At 43.8% G+C, this 21,608-nt stretch carries 19 protein-coding genes; 12 read left to right on the forward strand and 7 right to left on the reverse strand.

The genetic code is table 11. The features are described 5' to 3' along the window. Positions 1 to 85: 85 nt before the first annotated feature. Entirely contained in the window at positions 86 to 1,642 is a 1,557-nt protein-coding gene (locus tag DRB05_RS03960) for an AbgT family transporter (protein ID WP_128725782.1), read from the reverse strand. A gap of 185 nt (positions 1,643 to 1,827) precedes the next feature. On the opposite strand from DRB05_RS03960, the gene DRB05_RS03965 reads away from it, so the two are divergent. Next, a complete protein-coding gene (locus DRB05_RS03965; protein ID WP_128725783.1) occupies positions 1,828 to 2,691 on the forward strand; it encodes an HDOD domain-containing protein in 864 nt (287 codons plus the stop codon). Positions 2,692 to 2,811: 120 nt separating this feature from the next. Next, entirely contained in the window at positions 2,812 to 4,044 is a 1,233-nt protein-coding gene (locus tag DRB05_RS03970) for a divalent metal cation transporter (protein WP_128725784.1), read from the forward strand. 69 nt (positions 4,045 to 4,113) lie between these two features. Here the strand turns inward: DRB05_RS03970 and DRB05_RS03975 are convergent, their stop codons facing one another. The 6 genes from DRB05_RS03975 to fadI form a co-directional block, all read right to left on the reverse strand. Then, complete coding sequence (locus DRB05_RS03975) at positions 4,114 to 4,389, reverse strand: YfcL family protein (protein WP_010377735.1); 276 nt, start codon at positions 4,387 to 4,389, stop codon at positions 4,114 to 4,116. A gap of 13 nt (positions 4,390 to 4,402) precedes the next feature. Further along, positions 4,403 to 5,524 carry an ATP-NAD kinase family protein gene (locus DRB05_RS03980; RefSeq protein WP_128725785.1) on the reverse strand — a complete coding sequence of 374 codons (1,122 nt, stop codon included), beginning with the start codon at positions 5,522 to 5,524 and terminating at the stop codon, positions 4,403 to 4,405. After that, the gene (locus DRB05_RS03985; protein ID WP_128725786.1) at positions 5,514 to 6,080 is read right to left on the reverse strand and encodes an elongation factor P hydroxylase; all 567 of its coding nucleotides are present in this window, start codon (positions 6,078 to 6,080) and stop codon (positions 5,514 to 5,516) included. The genes DRB05_RS03980 and DRB05_RS03985 overlap by 11 nt, the downstream gene beginning before the upstream one ends. 76 nt (positions 6,081 to 6,156) lie before the next feature. Further along, a complete protein-coding gene (locus DRB05_RS03990) occupies positions 6,157 to 7,689 on the reverse strand; it encodes a sensor domain-containing diguanylate cyclase (RefSeq protein WP_128725787.1) in 1,533 nt (510 codons plus the stop codon). Between the two features lie 213 nt (positions 7,690 to 7,902). Continuing rightward, positions 7,903 to 10,005, reverse strand: coding sequence for a fatty acid oxidation complex subunit alpha FadJ (gene fadJ / locus DRB05_RS03995; RefSeq protein ID WP_128725788.1), 2,103 nt, complete (start codon positions 10,003 to 10,005; stop codon positions 7,903 to 7,905). Continuing rightward, positions 10,005 to 11,315, reverse strand: coding sequence for an acetyl-CoA C-acyltransferase FadI (gene fadI / locus DRB05_RS04000; protein WP_128725789.1), 1,311 nt, complete (start codon positions 11,313 to 11,315; stop codon positions 10,005 to 10,007). Before fadI ends, fadJ begins: the two co-directional genes overlap by 1 nt. A gap of 268 nt (positions 11,316 to 11,583) precedes the next feature. On the opposite strand from fadI, the gene DRB05_RS04005 reads away from it, so the two are divergent. The 10 genes from DRB05_RS04005 (at position 11,584) to DRB05_RS04050 (ending at position 21,520) form a co-directional block, all read left to right on the forward strand. After that, positions 11,584 to 12,540 (forward strand): MoxR family ATPase, encoded by a 957-nt coding sequence (locus tag DRB05_RS04005; protein ID WP_128725790.1) that lies wholly within the window; start codon positions 11,584 to 11,586, stop codon positions 12,538 to 12,540. Between the two features lie 4 nt (positions 12,541 to 12,544). Continuing rightward, a complete protein-coding gene (locus DRB05_RS04010) occupies positions 12,545 to 13,498 on the forward strand; it encodes a DUF58 domain-containing protein (RefSeq protein WP_128725791.1) in 954 nt (317 codons plus the stop codon). Continuing rightward, the gene (locus DRB05_RS04015) at positions 13,499 to 13,930 is read left to right on the forward strand and encodes a DUF4381 domain-containing protein (RefSeq protein WP_128725792.1); all 432 of its coding nucleotides are present in this window, start codon (positions 13,499 to 13,501) and stop codon (positions 13,928 to 13,930) included. Next, on the forward strand, positions 13,923 to 14,906 hold the full coding sequence (locus tag DRB05_RS04020; RefSeq protein ID WP_128725793.1) for a VWA domain-containing protein: 984 nt from the start codon (positions 13,923 to 13,925) through the stop codon (positions 14,904 to 14,906). The genes DRB05_RS04015 and DRB05_RS04020 overlap by 8 nt, the downstream gene beginning before the upstream one ends. An 8-nt stretch (positions 14,907 to 14,914) precedes the next feature. Continuing rightward, on the forward strand, positions 14,915 to 16,807 hold the full coding sequence (locus tag DRB05_RS04025; protein WP_128725812.1) for a VWA domain-containing protein: 1,893 nt from the start codon (positions 14,915 to 14,917) through the stop codon (positions 16,805 to 16,807). Then, entirely contained in the window at positions 16,801 to 18,432 is a 1,632-nt protein-coding gene (locus tag DRB05_RS04030; protein WP_128725794.1) for a BatD family protein, read from the forward strand. The genes DRB05_RS04025 and DRB05_RS04030 overlap by 7 nt, the downstream gene beginning before the upstream one ends. 157 nt (positions 18,433 to 18,589) lie before the next feature. Next, entirely contained in the window at positions 18,590 to 19,105 is a 516-nt protein-coding gene (locus DRB05_RS04035) for a sigma-70 family RNA polymerase sigma factor (protein WP_010605216.1), read from the forward strand. Next, entirely contained in the window at positions 19,105 to 19,824 is a 720-nt protein-coding gene (locus tag DRB05_RS04040; protein ID WP_128725795.1) for a DUF3379 family protein, read from the forward strand. The genes DRB05_RS04035 and DRB05_RS04040 overlap by 1 nt, the downstream gene beginning before the upstream one ends. A gap of 144 nt (positions 19,825 to 19,968) precedes the next feature. Further along, positions 19,969 to 20,817 carry a Tim44-like domain-containing protein gene (locus DRB05_RS04045; protein WP_128725796.1) on the forward strand — a complete coding sequence of 283 codons (849 nt, stop codon included), beginning with the start codon at positions 19,969 to 19,971 and terminating at the stop codon, positions 20,815 to 20,817. A gap of 391 nt (positions 20,818 to 21,208) precedes the next feature. After that, positions 21,209 to 21,520: a hypothetical protein gene (locus DRB05_RS04050; RefSeq protein WP_128725797.1), complete on the forward strand. Its 312-nt coding sequence runs from the start codon at positions 21,209 to 21,211 to the stop codon at positions 21,518 to 21,520. Positions 21,521 to 21,608 lie beyond the last annotated feature (88 nt).

Consider the following 21,608-nt stretch of genomic DNA (forward strand, 5'->3'; position numbering starts at 1 on the left):
CTGAACAGCGCTTTTTATTACTTAATCTAAGGTTTGGATCAGGAGTTCATTATTTTAAGGATCCCCTGAAGTTACATTCCTCAAACTACATTCCAGCCGGATATGCATAACTCGCTTGTAGACCTAGCGGAACGCCAAGCATCCAGTAGATCAATAAGAAGATGCTCCAACCAATCAAAAAGGCAATCGAGTAAGGCAACATCATCGCTATCAATGTACCTATCCCTGTAGACTTAACGTATTTCTGGCAGTAAACCACAACTAGCGGGAAGTAAGGCATAAGTGGAGTGATGATATTTGAGCCAGAATCACCAACGCGATAAGCCGCTTGTGTCAAATCGGGTGAGATACCCAATTGCATTAACATTGGAACAAAAATTGGCCCCAATAACGCCCACTTTGCAGAGCTTGACCCCACAAATAGGTTTACAAATGCCGTGAGAAAGATGATACCAATCACTGTAACATAGCTTGGAAGCGCCAAAGCTTTTAATACTTGAGCACCTTCAATGGCAAGCAGTGCCCCCAAGTTTGAGTGACTGAAAGCACTGATGAAAAGTGCACAGAAAAATGCCATAACAATATAGTAAGACATGCTATTCATAGCCTTAGTCATGGCATCAATCATGTCTTTTGAAGTTTTGAACGTTCCGACAACAAAACCGTACACCGCACCTGGGATCCAAAACAGGAGAAAAATAAGTGGTACAATAGATTGCATTAACGGCGCACTAAAGTCAGTTAAAGCACCTGACGGGCTGCGTAGTGCTGAGTCTTCGCCGCTTGATGCATAAACCAATAACGCGATACCTGCTAACATCACCGTTGACGCTACCACAAAGCCTTTTTTTTCTTTACTGGTGATCTCATCGAATGAAGGCAAGCTATCTGTATCACCGTCAACTTCTGTCGCTTTTAGTCTTGGCTCAATGATTTTATCAGTGATATACCAACCTAAAAGTACAATGAATAGACTCGATGCCGAAGTGAAAAACCAGTTATTTAGTGGGTTAATCGCAATTTCTGGATCGATGATCTGTGCCGCACTTTGGGTAAAGCTTTGTAGTAACGGATCGATGCCTGAAGGAATAAAGTTCGCGCTAAATCCACCGCTTACGCCAGCAAATGCCGCTGCAATACCCGCAAGAGGATGTCTTCCCATCGCATAGAAAATAACACCAGCAAGTGGGATAACTAACACATACCCAGCATCTGTCGCCGTGTGACTTACAATAGCGATAAGAATAATAGAAGGAGTTAGTAGTGCCTGAGGCGTGCGTTTAAGCATGATTTTAAGGCCAGTATTTATATAGCCAGAATGTTCAGCGACACCCACACCTAGCATAGCAACTAGCACCACGCCTAATGGCGCAAACCCCGTGAAGGTTTTCACCATCGTCGCCATAAACCCAGCAAGCGCATTTGGGTCTAATAAATTGTGGACGACAATCGCCTGATTGGTTCTCGGATCGATAGCGCTAAATTCTACGCCTGAAAATAACCAAGATAATAGCCAGATCAGCAACATTGCTGATAAGAAAATGATTGCAGGATCGGGGAGTTTATTCCCCACCCGCTCTATCCCGTTAAGAAAACGGGTGATCGCAGAATTTTGCGAGTTCGCTTGTTGTGTTTCGTGCATACCATTGCCCTAAGAAAAAAATTGCTTAACCATAACTTAATATTTACATGTTAAGCAAGAAAACGTGCCCATTGACGATGCACTTTGCCGAATTAGTAATCGACTTGGTATTTTCGACCTCAAGTCAGTGTTCAATCAAGAATTTAAGCTATGCTTTTTATATACCCAGTATTAAGGATGTGTAGATGATAGATCTAGATGACAAAGTATTAGCTGACGTCAAACATGGTTTCAACTTACCGCCCAAGCCTGCCCTGATAAGCGAATTGCAAGCAGCACTTGCTACATCAGATCCCGATCTGAACGATATCGCTTCTATCATCGCTCATGATGTCAGTACCTCAGCTGCGGTGCTAAAAATAATCAACTCGCCCTTATACGGCTTGGCAAGAACAGTAACGGATGTAAAACAGGCTGTGGTTTTTCTTGGCCTAGATTCTGTCAGTACTTTGGTAACAGGCTTTTTGCTCAAACAAACCTTTCATCAACGCACATGCTGTATTAGTTTAGAGCGATTTTGGGATAACGCTTCAGACATCGCAGATAGCATCATGGTGATTGGCAATAAACTCAAATCACGTGTCCCTATCGAAAACTTGCACTTACTTGGTCTATTTCACGATGCGGGAATAGCTGCTATGGCGGTAAATTACCCAGATTATATGGAAACGCTCATTGCAGCCAACAAAGACTACGACAAGTTATTAGTAGACCACGAAGAAGAAAAATACGGAACCAACCATGCCATTATCGGCTACTTTCTTGCAGCCTCTTGGAATTTGCCACAGAGTATTTGTCAGATGATTTTATGCCACCATGACCCCGAATTTTTGAGTAGCTGCAAAGATGAAGAACAAAAGTTGGCCTTTGCTGCTTTAAAAATGGCGGAAAACTTTGTTCATATCAATAAGCGTTTTGTTGCGGCACCTGATTGGCATCTAATGAAGGCCGATGTGTTAAGAGTTTTGAATTTAGATGAAGACGATTACCAAGATATTAAAGAAGATTTAGAAGAGTACTTTCTAGAATTAGATGAAGTAGCGAATTAGCAGGCCTATAATTGCAATCTCGCACTACCTTTTGAGTTTGCTGTGACGTGGTATTGCGGCAATTCTTAAAACTTCGTAGACTGATTGGCAATAGAATAACAATAACTTAAGGAATTTACATTGCCAGCGCTGCTATCTCTTAAAGATAAATTTGCTATATTTGGACCTGGAATATTAATGGCAACTGCTGCGATAGGCGGCTCGCACCTCGTTTCATCCACTCAAGCAGGAGCACTGTTTGGTAGTCAGTTGATTTGGCTGGTTGTCGTCGTAAATTTGCTCAAGTATCCCTTTTTTAAATATGCTGTAGAGTACACAAGCCACTCTAAGCATACTGTTGTCGAAGGTTATCACGCGCATTACCGCTTTGGATTTAAAGTTTTTGTACTGCTCAATATTTTCGCAGCCATCGTAAATACCGCAGGAGTGCTATTACTTACTGCAAGCCTCTTAAGTTACTCGCTGCCATTTTCAATAGATACTGAACTGTTAAGCTTTATACTTTTAACAAGCTGCTTGGCAATTTTGCTAGTTGGGCACTACAAAATACTCGATGTAACGAGCAAATGGGTGATGATAATCTTGACCATTTCCACGCTCATGGCACTTGCTATTGCGGTTAACAATGGACCAGCTCACCCAGCCCCAACTAATCCGATTTCTCCCTACGACATTGCGCTACTAGGCTTTTTAGTTGCCTTAATGGGTTGGATGCCCGCACCAATCGAGATTTCAGCCATTAATTCCTCTTGGCTAAAAACAAAGATGGCTAAACAACCACTCACAAGTAGCCAAATTTTACTGGATTTCAAAGTAGGATATTTTGTAACGATGGGCCTGGCGGTCGTTTTTTGCTTACTGGGTATGCTAATGCAATACGGTCAAGATAAACCCGTGGAGCTTGCTGGCGTCGCATTCTCACAGCAGCTGATTGATATGTATGCCAACACGATTGGTGAGTGGGCCAGATGGTTAATTGCCGGCGTCGCATTTTTGTGTATGTTTGGGACAACAATCACAGTGTTAGACGGCTATTCCCGAGTGCTCAATGAGTCACTTCAACTGTTGCGACCTAACACAACGAAAAAGAGTTACACGCTTATTCTGCTACTGCAAGCGACTCTCGGTATGGCCGTGGTGCTATTTTTTAAGGCCGACTTAAAAAGTATGCTGATGTTTGCCATGAGCTCAGCGTTTGTCACTACTCCTATCTTTGCTTGGATGAATTTAGGATTAGTGAAAGGTGAGATCTATCGCAGTCAACCAATTTATACTAAGGCTCTAACAGGACTGGGGCTGGTTTATTTAGTGGGCTTTGCGCTGTTATTTATATATTGGCGATTTTTGATGTAATGCCAAATGAGGCTGAGTAGCAGATGGAAATTAGACTTCTAGCACCTGCTACACTCGGCCGAGGTGCGGTTATTTTAGATTTTGCACCTGCTCCCAAATAGAGACCACATGTGCTTTGTCATCGTCATTTAGCTCTCCATTTCGGTATGCTTTTACTAGGCTGCTTTCAACTTTGGCATTTAACTCATCAATTGAAAGGTCCGCTTCCTCTACTTGTGCATAGCCTACCGCTAAGTCGAAGTGACCGCGTAAATAGCCGCCAGCAAACAGCTCATCGTCACTCGCTCTATCAACAAGCTCATCAAAAAACTGCTGCGCTTTCTCTACATATTCTACTAAAGACATATTTATTCCTAAATTATTCTTGATGGCCTATGGCATACATTACATGGTCATTGAATCCAGTGATCACCTTAATAAATCCAGCTAAGGACTCATCAAGTTGTTCGTCCCCGGTATCCGCAATTAAAGGACGACCATTTAAGGCCTTTAATTTCGATTTTGTGGCGATAAGGATAATATTATCTTTGCCGACTTTTTTAATGAGGTTAGGGCTTAGCTGCTGATTACCGCGGCCAAAAATATGTCCTTGACCACCAATTAATGTGATCACTAGCTTTGTTTTATCATCAGCAAGCGACAACAATTGCTGCGCGGTTTGATCTTGCGCGATCAGCGCTTGATCCCTTACAACATCAACACCGAGTAGCGTATTGTCAAGCCCCATCTCTTCCATCACAGCCGCAACGGTGGAACCAGACCCCATAATGTAGGTTTCATCTTCGTCCATCTCGGCAACTACATAGGCAGCGATATCAGCCAACACCAGTTCATCGCTTTCTTTGCCACCGTTTTTCACCGCTTGCACATATCTCAGTTCGGTCGGCACTTGCATTTCACCAAATCGTTTGGCGCGCACCGTACCTTCACGAAATGCAGCTTCATCGATGTCCATTACATCGGCTTCACCTATAGAGACAAGCTCTCCGGTAACCAAAAGTTCAACGACTCTACCAGCTGCTTTTGGCGTTATCGCGTATACCCCACTATGAATTTTGCACCCCGCCGGGATCCCAAGTACAGGACATGAATCACCCACGGCGTGGCAAATGTTACGGGCGGTACCATCGCCACCTGCAAACAAAATCAAATCGACACCGAGCTGTTGCATCATTTGCGCTGCCGTCTCAGTATCTTCAGGACGAGTTGCTGTGCTTTGACTGTGGTAAATCACTTGGGTGTTAAAACCCAGCTCTTTTGCCGTACGCTCCCCCATCTCACCGTTAACAGTAAATACTTCGATGTTTTCTTGATATGGAAGCAGTTGTGTTAAAGCCGTTTTTGCTCGCTGATTAGCGCGAGGCTCTGCACCTAACGCCAATGCTTGTTGAGCTGTTTCTGCGCCATCGCTACCTTTTAGTGCAACGCTGCCACCAAGCCCAGCTAAAGGGTTGATGATAAGTCCAAGCTTAAATTGCATTGTTAAACTCCATGCTTAGCTCTGTCGGGATATCCCAGTTAAATTGCTGCAGGCGTAAAGGCCAAGGCGTATTATAAAAATGACTTAATGCCTTGAGTAGTTGAGTCGTTCTGGTATTAAACCCGCTTTCTAATAACGCTAGCACTTGCTGATGAACCCGTTGTTGAAAGCTAAAACGGCAAGTTTGCTCACCGTTAAGGTTATCAACGGAAACATTAAATGAAAAACCAGCAGCGACGCTTAACGCCCACTCAATAGCCTGCGGTTTCACTTCAACTTTTTCAAATTCGAGTTGCTGCGCTTTATCTCGTCCATCAGGACAATACCAGTAGCCGTAATCTTCGAGTTGCCGACGCGCTTCACCCGCAACAAGCCAATGTGCAATTTCATGCAAAGCACTGGCATAAAAGCCATGAGCAAAAATAATGCGATGATGAGGGTAAGATCCATTTGCAGGTAGATAGATAGGTTCGTCATCACCCACTACCAACTCAGTGTTGAGCGTGTGCAGGAATAGCCCATTAAAAACAGCAATGAGGTCTTCTATTTTATGCATCAACATCCGCCACAAGTCTAAACTGGGCGCAAATTGTAAGGTTTTTAGCGGCTAAAGTAAAAGATCTCGTCTTAGACTATGCCTTTTTGTCCAAAGAGCTGCGTGGCGCGATATAAAGCGAAGCACGATCTCGACCTCCGTTTTTCGACTCATAGAGGGCTAAGTCAGCTTCTTCAAAACATCGTTTGTGATTAAAGCTTTCACCGATAAGCTCGTATCCCGCCACGCCAATGCTGAATGTCAGTCCAAAACTGGTGAAGCGAGTAAATTCATGTACCAGTCGTTGTGCAAAGTTAAGCGCGGCATCTGGCCGAGTTTCAGGGCAGATAATCACAAATTCATCACCGCCCCATCGTCCAATATGATCGCTTGGGCGTGCTTGCTCACCTAGAAACTGTCCAACTTCTTTCAATGCATTATCACCATCTTGGTGTCCCGCGGTGTCATTTAATTGTTTAAAATGATCAACATCGATTACCAATAGCGATAGCGCTCGATGATAGCGGATGGCCCGCTGCACTTCTTCTTTCAATAGCGCTTCTATCTTTCTGCGATTCATAACCTGAGTTAAGAAGTCCAGTTCAGCACGGTTCTTCAATTCTTGCTCTTGACGTAAGTCTCGGATCACCGCAATAAAAACATCATTTTTAGAGACAGACACAGTGGATAACTCGATGTCCACTGGGATCTCCACTCCTGATTGGTGCCGCCCTAAAATTTTAAGTCCATCATGCGTCACTCGGCGCATCGTAGAAGTGCTTAGGAATTTCTCTGTGTCCACGACGTGTCTACCGGTACACCGCTCCGGAACGAGGTCTTCAAGCTGCATACCTAATAGCTCTTGAGGCTGATAGCCAAATAAATCAGTACAGGCCTTATTGACTTCTTTAAGCCTACCGTCTTTATCACAATATAAAATGGCATCGGGAGTAGAGTTGAATAACTTTCTTTTTTCGTTGATCAGTTTAACCACAAAAATGAGCGTAAAAATGTTTAAGCAAGCAAATAACAAGACTATTGGAAGCAACAACAACACACCGGTGTTACTCAATTCTTGGGTTTGATCGAGCTTTACCGTTTGGTTTTGCTTTGCAAGCGCAAATTTCTCTCCAATCGACTTACGCAAATAATTAAATGCAGCTTCAGCGTTCGTATCATCCACTTCCACTAAGCTGTCCACAACCTCAGAGCTCAACCTTCTCGATGTGAATTTTGACTTAGCAAGTGCGAGCATTTGTGTATATTTATCAAAAGTGTATTGAATAGCAGCTAATGCCTTTGTCTCTTGGCTGCTTAGCGCCGTACTTTGCAACTTCAGAATTGTTGTTTTGGTTGCTTCAACATCAGCTAAAGCTTGCTCGTAATAATTCTCATCTTGGCGCAGTACATAATTTTTGAAGTGATGAATAAAGCCGTTGTAGCCAAAGCTACGCTCCAGCTCAGATAACAATTCAGCACGTCTAATTGCAACTTCAGTCTCTGATTGCCATGACTGATGAAATGAAGAAATGGAGTGGTTTAACAAAGTAGACCAATAAACTAGACCACTGCTCACCAAAATAGTAAAAATAACTAATCCAATAATCTGCAAAAAAATACGTCTATTCATCTACTCTACTGTCCCAATTCAGCAAATCCTAGCGCGCAGTAAGCAAAAGAAGAAATTAGAGTCCGTCTAGGTGCTGTAGAATCCATGTTGATAATATAAAAGTTACATGCTATTACAGCGATTAAGTCTAGACTAGAGAACGAAAAAAGCCGCATTACAGCGGCTTACAGATAGGATATTTTCACTAACGAGTATTAAGATACATTGGCATCATTACTCGTAATAAGCTTTGCCTTCTTCGGCCATTGCGAGTAGCGGCTCCGCAGGTGTAAATACAGGGTTGTCAGCTGCGTATGTTGATAGCTCTGAACACACCTTATTGGCGCCTTTTTTGTCCATATAACTAAATGGGCCGCCCAAGAACGGTGGGAAACCAATGCCAAAAATAGCACCAATATCACCATCTCTTGCATTACGAATAATACCTTCATCAAGACAGCGCGCAGCCTCATTGAGCATCTGTGCAACACAGCGGTTCGCAATTTCTTGTTTATTCAATTTAGGAGAAGGCGTGACACCAAGTAATTCATAGACTGAATCGTCCACTTGCTTGCCTTTTTTACCTTCATAGGTGTAGAAACCACGACCAGATTTACGACCTAGACGTTTGCTATCTATCATACGTGCAAAAGCATCTGGCGCCTTAAAGCGAGCGCCTAATTCTTTTTCTAGGATTGGCGCAATCTTAGAGCCAATGTCTACACCTACTTCATCAAGAAGCGCAAGAGGACCAACTGGGAAACCAAACTCAACCAAGGCTTGATCGATTTTCTCTATCGGCTCGCCAGCAAGCAAAAGATTTGCCGCTTCGTTGACATAAGGTGCCAGAATACGGTTTACGTAAAAACCAGCTTTGTCTTTTACGACGATTGGGGTTTTGCCTTGCTTACGGGCAAAAGCCACAGTGCGCGCAATAACCTCATCACTGGTGGCGTCGTGCGGAATGATCTCCACCAGTGGCATTTTTTCTACTGGTGAGAAATAATGCAAACCAATTACGTTTTCAGGACGCGTCGCTTTTGCCGCGATTTGGCCGATTGGTAATGATGACGTATTACTTGCAAATATTGTACTCTCACTACATTCGCGTTCAATATCCGCCACCATCGACTGTTTAAGGTCTAGGTCTTCAAATACGGCTTCAATGACCATGTCTGTGTGTTTAAAACCAGAGTAATCTGTTGTCCCCGTGATCATATTCAAAGTTGACTGCATCTCTGCCTTTGAAATAATACGGCGCTTTTGGCGTTGCGTTAGGATCTTATAGCTGTAATTTAATGCGTTGCTAATGCCCTGATGCGCAACATCTTTAATACGTACTGGTGTGCCTGCTTTAACCGCACTAACATAGGTAATACCTGCGCCCATTAAGCCACCACCTAGCACTGCAACACGCTGCACAGGAGCAAGATCTTTACCTTGGAAATCCTTTTTCATTTCCGTTGTCGCAAAGAAAATTCCACGGAGCGAGCGCGATACTTCTGACATCACTAAATCAGCAAAACCCTCAGCTTCGGTTTTATAACCTTTAAGCTTGTCTAGCTCTACAGATGCGCGTACCGCTTTAATGATAGCGATTGGCGCTGGATAGTGACCACCCGTTTTTTTCTCAACATTTTCTTGTGCTTTTTTGAAAATGATATTACGTCCGAACGGGTTAGACTCTAGCAACTGACTAACTTTGTCTAATTTCGGTTTGCGAGGTTTAGGTTTACCTTTTCTAGCAAGCTTCACCGCTACGTCGAGCAAAATACTGTGCGGCACGGAATCGTCAACTAGGCCCGCTTTTTTCGCTTGCTTAGGTCGAACTTGTTTACCAGTTAGCATCCATTCAAGTGCTTTTTGAATACCAACTAATTTCGGTAGGCGCTGTGTACCACCACCGCCTGGCAATAGACCAAGCTGTACTTCAGGAAGACCCAGTTTAGTCTTGCTGTCTTCACTACACACACGATAATCACAAGCCAGCGCAAACTCTAAACCACCACCAAGCGCTACGCCGTGGATCGCCGCTACAGTTGGGAATGGTAAATCTGCCAATTTAAAGAAGGTTTTATGGCACATTTCCGAAATCGCTAACGCATCTTCGCGGGTTTTAGCGCTATCCAGCATTTTAATGTCTGCACCAGCGATAAAGTTATCGTCTTTACCACTGATAAAAACCATACCCGTTACATCATCTTGTTTACTCTTTGCGATGATCTCTAATAATTCATCAGCAAATGTATCACGTAGGGTGTTCATCTTTTCGCCCGGTACGTCGATTGTAACGATGGCGACTTTATGGTCGTTTAATTCATAAGAAAATACTGACATTATGCGCTCTCCAATACGAATGCTGCTCCAAGACCACCTGCAGCGCAGGCAGTTGTCAATGCAAGACCACCGCCACGGCGCTTAAGCTCATGTAGGCTTTGCGTGATCAAGCGTGCGCCAGTTGCGGCGAATGGGTGACCATATGCAAGTGAGCCACCAAGCACGTTAAACTTATCCATGTCGATTTCGCCAATTGCTTTACTGCGACCAAGTTTTTCTTGCGCGAATTTGTCTGAGCCAAACATTTTCATATTGGACAGCGCTTGCGCTGCGAAAGCTTCATGCATTTCTACCAGGTCAAGATCAGCAAGTGTAATACCCGCTCGGTCAAGTGCTATAGGTGTTGAATGTGCAGGACCCATCAACATATCTTCGTGTACGCCGATTGCAGAGAAGGCGAAACTACGCACATAACCTAAGATATCGTAGCCAAGCGCTTTGGCTTTGCTTTCGCTCATCATTAATACTGCCGCTGCACCATCGGTCAGTGGCGTTGCATTTGCTGCTGTTACTGAGCCGTGCTGTCTGTCAAATACAGGCTTTAACTTGGCGTAGCTTTCCAATGAGGAGTTTTCACGGATGTTATTATCTTTATCAATAAAGCTTTTGTATGGCTCAACATGGGCAGCCATCACTTCATTGTTTAATAAGCCTTCCGACCATGCTTTTGCAGCTAAGGTATGTGAGCGGTGCGCCATCGCATCTTGATCTGCACGGCTGATCCCGTGAGTCTTAGCCATTTGCTCAGCGGTTTGCCCCATTGATAAGCCTGTCGAATATTCCGCAACTGCTGGTGGCACTGGCAGTAAGTCTTTGAGTCTTAGCTTTGAGAAAATCTGTAAACGCTGCTTAAGCGTACGTGCTTTATTCAAGTCAACAAGGCTACCTGCAAGCTTTTTGCTCACGCCAATCGGTAACACTGATGATGAGTCCGCACCACCAGCAACACCAACACTCACTTGGCCCGAAATAATGCTCTCTGCAACGTTAGCAATCGCTTGGAAACTGGTTGCGCATGCACGTGATACAGAGTAAGCGTCAACAGAAACTGGCATGCCAGTGCCAAGCACGATTTCACGCGCAATGTTAGGTGCTTCCGGCATTTGTACAACTTGGCCGAATACCAGTTGGTCGATTTCTTTACGATCGAAATTCAAACGCTCAAGCATCTCGTTGACGACGATTTTACCTAAATCTAGGGCTGGAACGTGATGAAAAGCGGTAGCTTGCTTTGCGAATGGCGTACGCAGGCCGCTCACGATAGCGATTCGGTCGCCTTTTGATGTTTTTAGTATGTTTTGTTCAGACATGAATTTTGCTCTCCCGCTGACAGGTCTGACCTGTTAATTTCCTTCGATTCTAAACAACCAAATCGCAGTTGCCAATAGCAAAGCACGAAATGGCTGCTTTTTAAACCGTGAAAATCAACTTTAGATGTATTTTTAGTCGATCTCAAAGTATTTGAAATTGTTATTTAAAATTTATGAACTTTTCTAAAATTATGAGTCTAATCAACTTGATTATTCATTCAGCGTCCATATAACTATTTTTATTTTTGTCGGCTTAAAAGGCAGTCTCATGGCAGTAAACGAGTTTTCTCAACTAAAAGAATATTTAGATACCCAAATTTTAGGACAAAGTGCACTGACCGAATCCTTGCTTATCGCACTTTTAGCAGATGGACACTTATTGGTTGAAGGCCCTCCAGGTCTTGCTAAGACCCGTGCGGTAAATGCACTAGCTAAAGGTATTGAAGGCAGTTTTCAACGCGTCCAGTTTACCCCTGACTTATTACCTTCCGATGTAACTGGTACAGATATCTATCGCCAACAAACCAACGAATTTGTGTTTGAGAAAGGGCCGCTTTTTCATCATTTGATTTTGGCTGACGAAATCAACCGAGCGCCAGCCAAAGTGCAATCAGCGCTACTAGAAGCAATGGCTGAGCGCCAAATAACCGTTGGCAAAACAACGTATCCATTGCCTGAGCTATTTATGGTAATGGCGACGCAAAACCCGCTTGAGCAAGAAGGTACATATCCGTTACCTGAAGCGCAGCTCGACCGCTTTTTACTCCATTTGAATATTGATTATCCGGACGCAGAAACCGAGGTCGATATTTTGCGTCTCACCCGTGGCGAGGCGTTGGAGGAGTATCAAGCAACCTTCACACCTATTAGTCAAGCAACCCTATTTGAGGCCCGTAAAACCGTACTAAGCATGCATCTTGCCGAGCCGCTGGAGCAATATCTTGTGCAATTGATTATTGCGACCAGACAGCCACAACGCTTTGATGCAACGCTTGCAAGCTGGATTGATTATGGCGCGAGTCCTCGAGCTACAATTGCGCTTGATAAATGTTCTCGTGCTCATGCTTGGCTACAAGGCAGAGACTTTGTCACACCAGAAGATATTCAAGCTGTGGTGCATAACGTGCTACGCCACCGTATCGTGCTGAGTTATGAAGCACAGGCGGATGGGGTCACCAAAGATCAGGTGATCAGTAAGATTTTAGAATTGGTTGCTGTTCCATAATACTATGAACGACATCAAGCAGTTTAATTCAGCCAGCTGGTTTAATGAAAGCCATAGTAATGGTGTCGAACTCGGCCTGAAAGAGCTACTTTTTTATAAGTCAAAGGCGCATTTACTTTCGCTCAAACCGAGAGGAAAAGTGAAAAGTGCTCAATCAGGGCAATACCTTGCACCGCACAAAGGTCGAGGTATGGAGTTTGCTGAAGTCAGACAATACCAATATGGTGATGATATTCGTGCGATTGACTGGCGAGTTACCGCACGTACCGGTGAAGCACACACGAAACTCTTTCAAGAAGAGAAAGAGCGACCCGTTTTTGTATTTTGTGACTTTTCCTCAAGCATGCTATTTGGTTCAAAGCTGTTACTTAAGTCGGTGCTTGCGGCGCACTTAGGCATTTTGGTGTCTTGGGCTGCATGCCAACGCGGCGACCGTGTTGGTGGTGTGGTGTTTAATGACAGTAATCACCACGAGCTCAAGCCGATTGCTCGCGACCGTGGAGTGCTTGCGCTAGCTCATCAGTTTTGTGCCCTGCACGAACAAGCATTAATTCAAAAAGAAACTCCCCCCTCGGGGGATCGTTTCAATGAGAATTTAAAACGACTTGTTCATCTGGCAAAACCCGGCAGCCTGATTTATCTCATTTCTGACTTTACGGAGTTGAATGACGAAAGCTTTAAATTACTAGAGCGTGCCACCCGCCATAACGAAGTAATTGGTTGTATGGTGAGCGATCCTTTTGAGCATCATCTTCCTGAATACAGCCAAGCGATTGAGGTCTCAGCTGGCGAACAAAACTGGACATTGCCCTTGATGGACAAGCAATTTAGAGACAAATTCTCGCAAAATGCGTCTGACTTTTTCAATCGAAGATTGGCGCTTCTCAAGCGCTCTGGTATGTCGTTACAAAAGTACGACGCGTCATTACCAATCGAATTACAAATCATGAGGGGTTAAATGCAAGTCAATCCACTCGACCAGCTTAATGACGTGGTCATCCCTCAAAGCGTGAGCTGGTGGCCACTTTCTTATCCAATGTGGGGAGCCATTTGTGTTCTACTCACAATATTTGGGGCTACGTGTTGGCTATTATATCGTCGCCAGCAATTTTTAAAGGCAAAAAAGGAAGCCGTAAAACTGAGTCATTTGCAGGATAATGCCCAAGCATTACACACCATACTCAAACGTTTAGTAAAACATTATTATGGTGATACCGCTGCGAGTAGATCGGGCCAAGAATGGTTATCGCTGCAAGCAAGACTCACACGCGTTGAACTCACTCAACAAGAGCTCGACTCGTTATATGCACCGACTCAAGACCCCGCACTCAGCGATAAACTATGTCGTGCGATTAATACCTTCAAAGTGAAGGAGCGTCTCGATGTTTGAGTTTAGTTGGCCCCTTGCCTTCTTATTGTTACCTCTGCCTTGGCTAATTGCGAAGTTTAAACCGAGTATCGCGCAGACCAACATCAATATTCGTATGCCAAGTGCCGCAAAGTTACAACTCGCGAGCACAACTCAACTCAATAAGCGCGCAAAAGTAAGCCTAGTGGAAACACTCATCTGGCTGTTACTGGTAACCGCAGCGGCAAACCCAACTTGGCTTGACGACCCAATCGTTGTGCCAAATGAGGGACGCGATATTATGCTTGCTGTTGACTTGTCGGCTTCAATGACAGAGCAAGATATGGAATATCAAGGTCGCTTAGTGGACAGATTGTCTGTCGTCAAAGCCGTTGTTAGCGACTTTATCGAAGCACGCCAAGGAGATCGTCTGGGACTTATTCTTTTTGGTGACACCGCGTTTTTGCAAACGCCACTCACCCGAGATTTAGCGACGGTTAGCCAAATGCTTAGTGAGGCACAAATTGGTTTAGTTGGACGCGCCACAGCGATTGGCGATGCTATTGGTTTGTCGGTAAAGCGTTTTGGTGAACGTGAACAAAGTAACAAAATCTTGATTTTGCTGACCGATGGTCAAAACACCGCTGGCAACCTTCAACCTGAAGAAGCACTGATCTTAGCCCGAGAAGAAGGCATAAAGATTTATACCGTTGGTGTTGGCTCAGATGGTAGGCGCGGTTTTGGTTTATTTGGTTTTAATTCTATGGCTGGTAGTAGTATAGACGAGAAAACGTTGCAACATATCGCCAAAGAAACTGGTGGGCAATATTTTCGCGCAAAAGACGTGGAAGGCCTACAAAACATCTACGCTATGCTCGATGAGCTAGAGCCGATTAGTGATGAAACACAGACTTTCCGTCCTAAGATTTCACTGTTTTATATTCCTCTCCTCGCGATACTCGGCTTGCTTTTTGTGGCTCAGCTCGGTGTTGTACTAAGAACAAAATTAAGAGGGTAAATAATATGATGGAATTTGAATTTATTCGCCCACATCTGCTTTGGCTTCTTATTCCTTGGGTGATATATAGTGCGTTGCAATGGTCTAAAAAGTCCAATCAAAAATCAGCGCAACTTATCGCACCGCACCTGATGAAGGTGGTGATGGGAGCCGGTGGTCAAAAACACCAAAAGCAAAGTAACTCTTGGCTTGGTATTGTGTTCTTTTTGTTGGCCATTATTGCAGTTGCGGGACCAAGTATTGAAAAACAAGAAGTACCGGTATTTAAAACTCAGGCACCTAGAGTGTTAGTGCTGGATATGTCTTATTCTATGTATTCAACCGATCTCACGCCAAACCGCTTAACGCAAGCGAGATTTAAAACTTTAGACATGCTAAAGCTATTTAAAGAAGGCGAAACGGGTTTAGTCGCCTATGCAGGCGATGCTTTTACCGTGTCGCCCCTCACAACTGATGTCACCACTCTTGAGAATTTGATCCCGAGCCTTCGTCCAGAGATCATGCCCTCAAAAGGCTCTAATGTGTATGCCGGCATCGAAGAAGCCGTTAGCTTGTTAACAGGTGCAAGTGCAACCTATGGTGACATTATTTTGGTAACCGATGGACTTGAACAAGAAGACGCAGAAGATGTACAAAAGCTTCTTTCTGACAGCCCATTTAAGCTGAGTATCTATGCCTTAGGTACGGCGCAAGGCGCACCAATCAAATTACCTGAAGGCGGCTTTTTAAAAGACCAATATGGCCAGATAGTCGTGCCCAAGTTATTCCCAACTCGACTTGAAAAACTCGCTAGAGTAAAAGGTGGAAAATTTGCCAGCTATACTGCTGACAGCAGTGACATAGAGACATTTAAACCTAATTTGGGTGCAAATACATCGGTGCTTAAACGCGACCAAGAAAGTGCTAAGTGGCGAGTAGATGCGGGAATATATCTGTTGATTGTACTTATTCCACTCGCACTGCTATTGGTTCGAAATCACGCAGTTATACTCAGTGCTTTGGTTGTTTTTGCGATGTTGCCGCAGCAAAAAGCGCTGGCAAATGAATGGACGCAGTGGTTTAAAAATAGCGACCAAAACGCGCTGCAGGCCTACCAAAATGAAGCGTTTGATGAGGCCGCGCTTGCCGATAATCCGGTACTAAAAGGCGCAGCCCTTTATAAAGCCGGAGATTACGAAGGAGCGGTAGAAACACTCGAACAAACAAGCTCAGCAGAAGGCCAATACAATTTGGGCAATGCGCTAGCACGGCTTGGTAAGTTAGACGACGCGATTTCTGCCTACGAAAAAGCCTTGTCCTTAGATCCTGATTTTACGCAAGCGAAGGATAATAAATCGTTAGTCGAAGCGTTAAAGGATCAGCAAGAGCAGCAAGACCAACAAGGTCAGCAGGACCAACAAGGTCAGCAGGACCAACAAGGTCAGCAAGACCAACAAGGTCAGCAGGACCAACAAGGTCAGCAGAACCAACAAGGTCAGCAAGACCAACAAGGTCAGCAAGACCAACAAGGTCAGCAGGAGCAACAAGGTCAGCAAGACCAACAGAATCCACAAGCAGGAAGTGAGTCAGAACAAAACAATAACGAGCCAGAGCTAGATGCTGCCCGTCAAGACCAGCAAGCAGCTGACGAACAAACTCAAGAGCAAAAACAACAGCAAGCACAAGCCGTACCTAAGCCCGATCCCGAGCAATCACCGCAGGATGAAGAAAAGGCACAGGCTACAATGATGCAAGATAGTCGGCCACTTACCCCTGAAGAAATTGAGAAAGCGCAACAGCTTAATCAACTGCTTAGAAAAGTACCTGATGATCCGGCCATATTATTGAGAAATAAAATGCAACTAGAAGCACAACAACGCAAACAAAGACGTCTACCAAGAGGAGCTGAAAAATCATGGTAAAACGCATTCTATTTTTTCTGTCTTTGTTGATATTAAGCCACGCCTCGTTGGCACTGGAAAATCTCACAGCCAGCGTAGACAAAAACCCAGTGCTCGCAGGTGAATACTTTACGTTGTCGATTATCGCTGAAGGCAAAGTCAAAGGTACTATTCCTGACGTTTCTGTGCTTAGTAACGACTTTATCACCAGCCCCGTGAATACCAGCTCTAGAACCAGTATCATTAATGGTAGCGTTTCAAGCTCTACCACCTGGCAAATGCAGCTCGTTGCTCGCACCCCGGGTACTTACACCATTCCCGCGTTAGAGGTAGATGGTGAAACGACCCAGCCTATCGAAATAAAAGTTGTTGCTCGTGATGATGAGCAGCAAAGTGAAGATATATTCGTAAAAACCGAACTCAAGACAAAAAACCTCTATGTTCAACAGGCAGCGCTTTATACCGTTAAACTCTATGTAGGAAAAGAACTACTAGATGGCCAACTAAGTGCTCCTGTTTCAGATGGAGCCAACTTCACACAATTGGGCAAAGCCAATGAAGAATACGAAGTGATTGACGGCCGACGCTACATGGTGCTCACTCGCGAATATATGATCCAACCACAAAAAAGTGGTGACTTCAGCATAGAGCCGCCGATCTTCAATGGTCAGATCAGAGATGGCTATCGTAGAATGGCGACTTCTGCGGTTGGCAATACCATTGACTTTTCAGTATCTCCAATCCCAGCTAACGCTGCTGATAACTGGCTACCCAGTGAATATTTGAATTTTTCTGAAGAATGGCAGCCCAAAGATAACGAGTTTATGGTTGGAACACCCATCACGAGAACACTAACACTCACTGCTGTAGGTGTTACTAAAGAGCAGCTTCCTGACATTCAACTCGAAGACGTTAATGGCTTTAGAATTTATCCAGACGCGTCTGAACGTAAGCAAATTACCCGAGATGGAAAAGTCATCTCACAGTTAACCATTTCTTTTGCTTACCTACCGCAACTCGCCGGTGATTTTACTCTGCCCGAAGTAAAACTACCTTGGTTTAACACCATCACTAAACGTGAAGAATTTGCGACATTACCAAGTAAGTCTGTCAGTGTGACTCCTGATCCAAATCAGCCAGTCATACCACAGACCGCTCCAATCGCGCAGTCACTTTCAAGCCCGAGCATAACCCCGTCAACGGCTACGCAAACGAAGGTGATCACTGAGCAAATTATCCCGCTGTGGATGTGGGCAATCGCCGCTTTTGGATACGCACTATGGCTTATCACATTACTAGTATGGCGTCTCAAAGCAAAATCGGCCATCGGCCCCAAAGCAAATACAGTCACAGATGAAAATCCAGCACCTTTTCTTTCGTTTGAAGAAGCAGTCAAACAGAATAACCCTGCAGCCTTTTATCAGGCACTACTGCGCTACACCAAACAACAAAATATCACCATGACACAATGGCTAGCACTTCAGTCCAGCTCATTGCGAGCGCAGGTACAAACGCTACAAAGCTCGCTGTATGGAGGCAATAGCGCAAAAGTAGACCTGTCTCAATTATACGGTGAAATTAAAACCAGCGTGAAAAGCACGGTTCACACTAATAAAAGTCAAAATTTAAGCAGTCTATACCAATAAGCGCCTCAGGGCGCTTTTTTATTGCAAGACGAACTAGATTTGTTAGTAAATAATTAACAGATCAATTATGCTTGGTGTGAAGATACACTTCCAAAATCAACTAAAATAAAATGAGTTTTTGTTGAAATAAACCTGCAAAAAGATAGGTCTCATAGATATGGCCAGTAAACAACATCACTACGAGTCACTGGTTCGGATGTACCACAAAGAGCTATATAAGTTCGCTTATTGGTTGTCTGGCGATCCGACAATAGCAGAAGACTTAGTACAAGAAACTTTTTTGCGGGCTTGGCGCGCACTTGATTCATTACAAGATGAAAATGCAGCAAAGCCTTGGTTATTAACTATTTTAAGACGAGAAAATGCACGTCGTTTTGAGCGCAAGCAATTTGACTATGCGGAGGTTGAACAAGATACGCTGGTCGACGATACCAGTTCGGCTTTGGATGATGCAATGGAACAAACCGTTGTGCAACGACAAATAGCCAACTTAGCACCAGAATATCGTGAACCTCTGCTACTGCAAGTGGTTATGGGATGCTCTGGTGATGAAATCGCCGATATACTTGAGCTGAATAAAAACACGGTGATGACGAGATTATACCGTGCTCGCAACCAGCTGAAAGACGCTTTAACGACTGAATATGAACCAATAAAGGGGGCATCAAACTGATGGATGAACTCGAATTTCGACGCCGCCTCGTTGCTGATCCTCATGATGAAGAGGTCAAAAAACAGGCCGAACAGCAACCTGAGTTGCAAGCACTAGTCGAAGAAATGCAAGATTTCGACGATTTCTTAGGAAAATCACTCGATATTGATGTGCCTGAGGGGTTGGCTGAAAAGATTATTGCAAAACAAAAGGAGCTTGATACGGAAGAGAAAAATGTGGTGAAAATGTCTTGGTTTAGACGCGCAACCGCACCATTTGCAATTGCAGCCAGTGTATTTTTTGCCGCCGTAGTATTTTACTTTGGTGGTTTTGGGCACCCTGTCGACACCGGTGAGCATGCGCTTGCTCATGTGTATTACGAAGAAAACGCACTGCAAAAGCAAGAAACGGTTTCACTGCAAACTGTTAATGAAAAGCTCGCAATGTTTGGAGGTAAGTTCGATAACTTGCCGGGTAAAGTGGTTTACGCGACATTTTGTAATTTTAAAGGCCAAAAAAGCCTTCACCTTGTTATGCAATCCGAATTTGGTCCACTCACGGTTTTTGTCGTGCCAGCAGGCCAACATAGCACGATTGACGGTAAAGATAGCTTTGGTGATAATCGCTTTGAGGGCTTAATTGCTCATGATGGTAAAGCCAACACCATACTGGTGGCAAATCGGGGTACGCCGATTGAAACCTTCCAATCAGAAGTAACAAGCTCACTACGCTGGTTATAATACTACCGCCCCACTCTTTGGGGCGGTGTCTCAATATCCTTACTAAACTTCCTAAAATACAAATTTAATTGAGGTATATACCTATTTAAATAGCCATGTTAGTTCTTTACAATGGCGGCAGTTATTTTGGTATATAGGAACTTTATGAAACATTTCATTGTGTTACTTTCCCTTGTGTCTTTTTTGTTTACAGCCAGTTTTAATGCTGAAGCGAGAAAGAAATTTGGTAGTAAAAGCTCAGGCAAAACACACCAAACACAAAAGGCTCAACAAAAGCAAAAAACTGATACCCAAGCGTTAAATGCAAAATCTACAACAAAGCCTAAATCGAGTAAAAAAGGTATTATGGCTGGCGTACTTGGGGGCTTATTAGCCGGTGGCTTAATTGCAGCTATGCTTGGCGATGACTTCGAGGGATTTCAGTTCCTTGAAATGATTTTGCTTGCCGCTGCTGCCTTTTTAATTTTCAAATTAGTTAAGGGCATGCTTGCTAGAAAACAACAGCCAAGTTATGCAGGCGCACCGCCTATGGGTGGCTACAACAATACGCCACCACCGCAGCAATTTCAAAGCCAAGGACCAATTAGCGGTGGTTTTGGCGCAAGTAGCGTGCCTATGAATCTACCTAGAGATTTTGATATCAACGGCTTTTTACAAGGCGCTAGACAGCATTATCAAACCATCCAAACCGCTTGGAATAACAACGACTTTTCGACAGTTTCTGAATACTTAAGTCCAGAGTTGGTTGAAGAGTTCAAACGTGAGCGAGAGCAGCAAGGCGACGTTAATACTGAAGTGATGTTTGTTGACGCTGAGTTAGTCCGAGCAGATACACGCCCTGACGTTTGGGAAGTTAGTATTAAGTTTACTGGCAAATATCGTGACCTAGGCGACATGCAAGAAGAACCTATCCACGAAATATGGCACTTAGAGCGTAAAACAACGGGTGAAGCACCTTGGCTAATCGTTGGCGTTGAAGACCTAGCAGCCTAACATATAAAGCACTACTGCGGCTCAGATACTCACGGCGCTGCGGTAGTGCTTATTTGACCAAAACAGAGAAAATGAGTAAGAGACAAAGTTTAATTAATAAAATCAATTAGTTAACCAGCGTAATTATTCAGACCATACCGCGCTCTGTGCAACGAATGTCATTGCTTATTTGGCTAAATTTAGGTGTAATAGCAGAATAATAAGCGCTGAGCAACGAAGGGAACACTTCAATAATAATAGGTTGGTGCCCCTAAAAAGCATATTCCTATCACATAAGTAATACCAACTTTGACACACCAAGCAAGTTGCGCCTCAGTCTAACAAGCGATTATGCAAAACAAACTGCGTATCGCATAAATACTAAAATGTTAAATGTAAAGGAGTACTCATTGTGCATGCCTTCATCTACTTGCCTTTTTTTGCAGCGCTATCATGTTTGTTTTTTCGAACTTTCCATTTAAGAAAAATAAAAGCACATGTACAGAATGTTTATCCAGATGAATGGAATAAATTGTGTAACAACAGAATGGGAATGAATATTACAACGATATCTTTTGCAAACCTTGAAGAATCAATGAAAAATGGATTTCTATCAAAACAAAAAGATCCTCTTATCCAAAATTTTCATCGCAAAGATAAATTGATGATAACATCTATGTTTGTTTTCACCATTTTGCAATTAGGTTTGGCATTCTACAATTAGATTGCGAATATCAAGCTACTGCTCACGTAACGCTTTGCTCGATAACGCTTCACTTTTTAGCCAAACAATACTTAGCTCCCTATGTGGG

This window comes from Pseudoalteromonas sp. A757 (genome assembly GCF_004103285.1).
In the GTDB taxonomy this organism is placed as follows: domain Bacteria; phylum Pseudomonadota; class Gammaproteobacteria; order Enterobacterales; family Alteromonadaceae; genus Pseudoalteromonas; species Pseudoalteromonas galatheae.

Bases quoted from the DNA above. Each gene is read 5' to 3' on its own strand.
- DRB05_RS03960 (WP_128725782.1), bottom strand. From the start codon at position 1,642: ATGCACGAAACACAACAAGCGAACTCGCAAAATTCTGCGATCACCCGT.
- DRB05_RS03965 (WP_128725783.1), top strand. From the start codon at position 1,828: ATGATAGATCTAGATGACAAAGTATTAGCTGACGTCAAACATGGTTTC.
- DRB05_RS03975 (WP_010377735.1), bottom strand. From the start codon at position 4,389: ATGTCTTTAGTAGAATATGTAGAGAAAGCGCAGCAGTTTTTTGATGAG.
- DRB05_RS03980 (WP_128725785.1), bottom strand. From the start codon at position 5,524: ATGCAATTTAAGCTTGGACTTATCATCAACCCTTTAGCTGGGCTTGGT.
- DRB05_RS03985 (WP_128725786.1), bottom strand. From the start codon at position 6,080: ATGCATAAAATAGAAGACCTCATTGCTGTTTTTAATGGGCTATTCCTG.
- DRB05_RS03990 (WP_128725787.1), bottom strand. From the start codon at position 7,689: ATGAATAGACGTATTTTTTTGCAGATTATTGGATTAGTTATTTTTACT.
- fadJ (WP_128725788.1), bottom strand. From the start codon at position 10,005: ATGTCAGTATTTTCTTATGAATTAAACGACCATAAAGTCGCCATCGTT.
- fadI (WP_128725789.1), bottom strand. From the start codon at position 11,315: ATGTCTGAACAAAACATACTAAAAACATCAAAAGGCGACCGAATCGCT.
- DRB05_RS04005 (WP_128725790.1), top strand. From the start codon at position 11,584: ATGGCAGTAAACGAGTTTTCTCAACTAAAAGAATATTTAGATACCCAA.
- DRB05_RS04010 (WP_128725791.1), top strand. From the start codon at position 12,545: ATGAACGACATCAAGCAGTTTAATTCAGCCAGCTGGTTTAATGAAAGC.
- DRB05_RS04015 (WP_128725792.1), top strand. From the start codon at position 13,499: ATGCAAGTCAATCCACTCGACCAGCTTAATGACGTGGTCATCCCTCAA.
- DRB05_RS04020 (WP_128725793.1), top strand. From the start codon at position 13,923: ATGTTTGAGTTTAGTTGGCCCCTTGCCTTCTTATTGTTACCTCTGCCT.
- DRB05_RS04025 (WP_128725812.1), top strand. From the start codon at position 14,915: ATGGAATTTGAATTTATTCGCCCACATCTGCTTTGGCTTCTTATTCCT.
- DRB05_RS04030 (WP_128725794.1), top strand. From the start codon at position 16,801: ATGGTAAAACGCATTCTATTTTTTCTGTCTTTGTTGATATTAAGCCAC.
- DRB05_RS04035 (WP_010605216.1), top strand. From the start codon at position 18,590: ATGGCCAGTAAACAACATCACTACGAGTCACTGGTTCGGATGTACCAC.
- DRB05_RS04040 (WP_128725795.1), top strand. From the start codon at position 19,105: ATGGATGAACTCGAATTTCGACGCCGCCTCGTTGCTGATCCTCATGAT.
- DRB05_RS04045 (WP_128725796.1), top strand. From the start codon at position 19,969: ATGAAACATTTCATTGTGTTACTTTCCCTTGTGTCTTTTTTGTTTACA.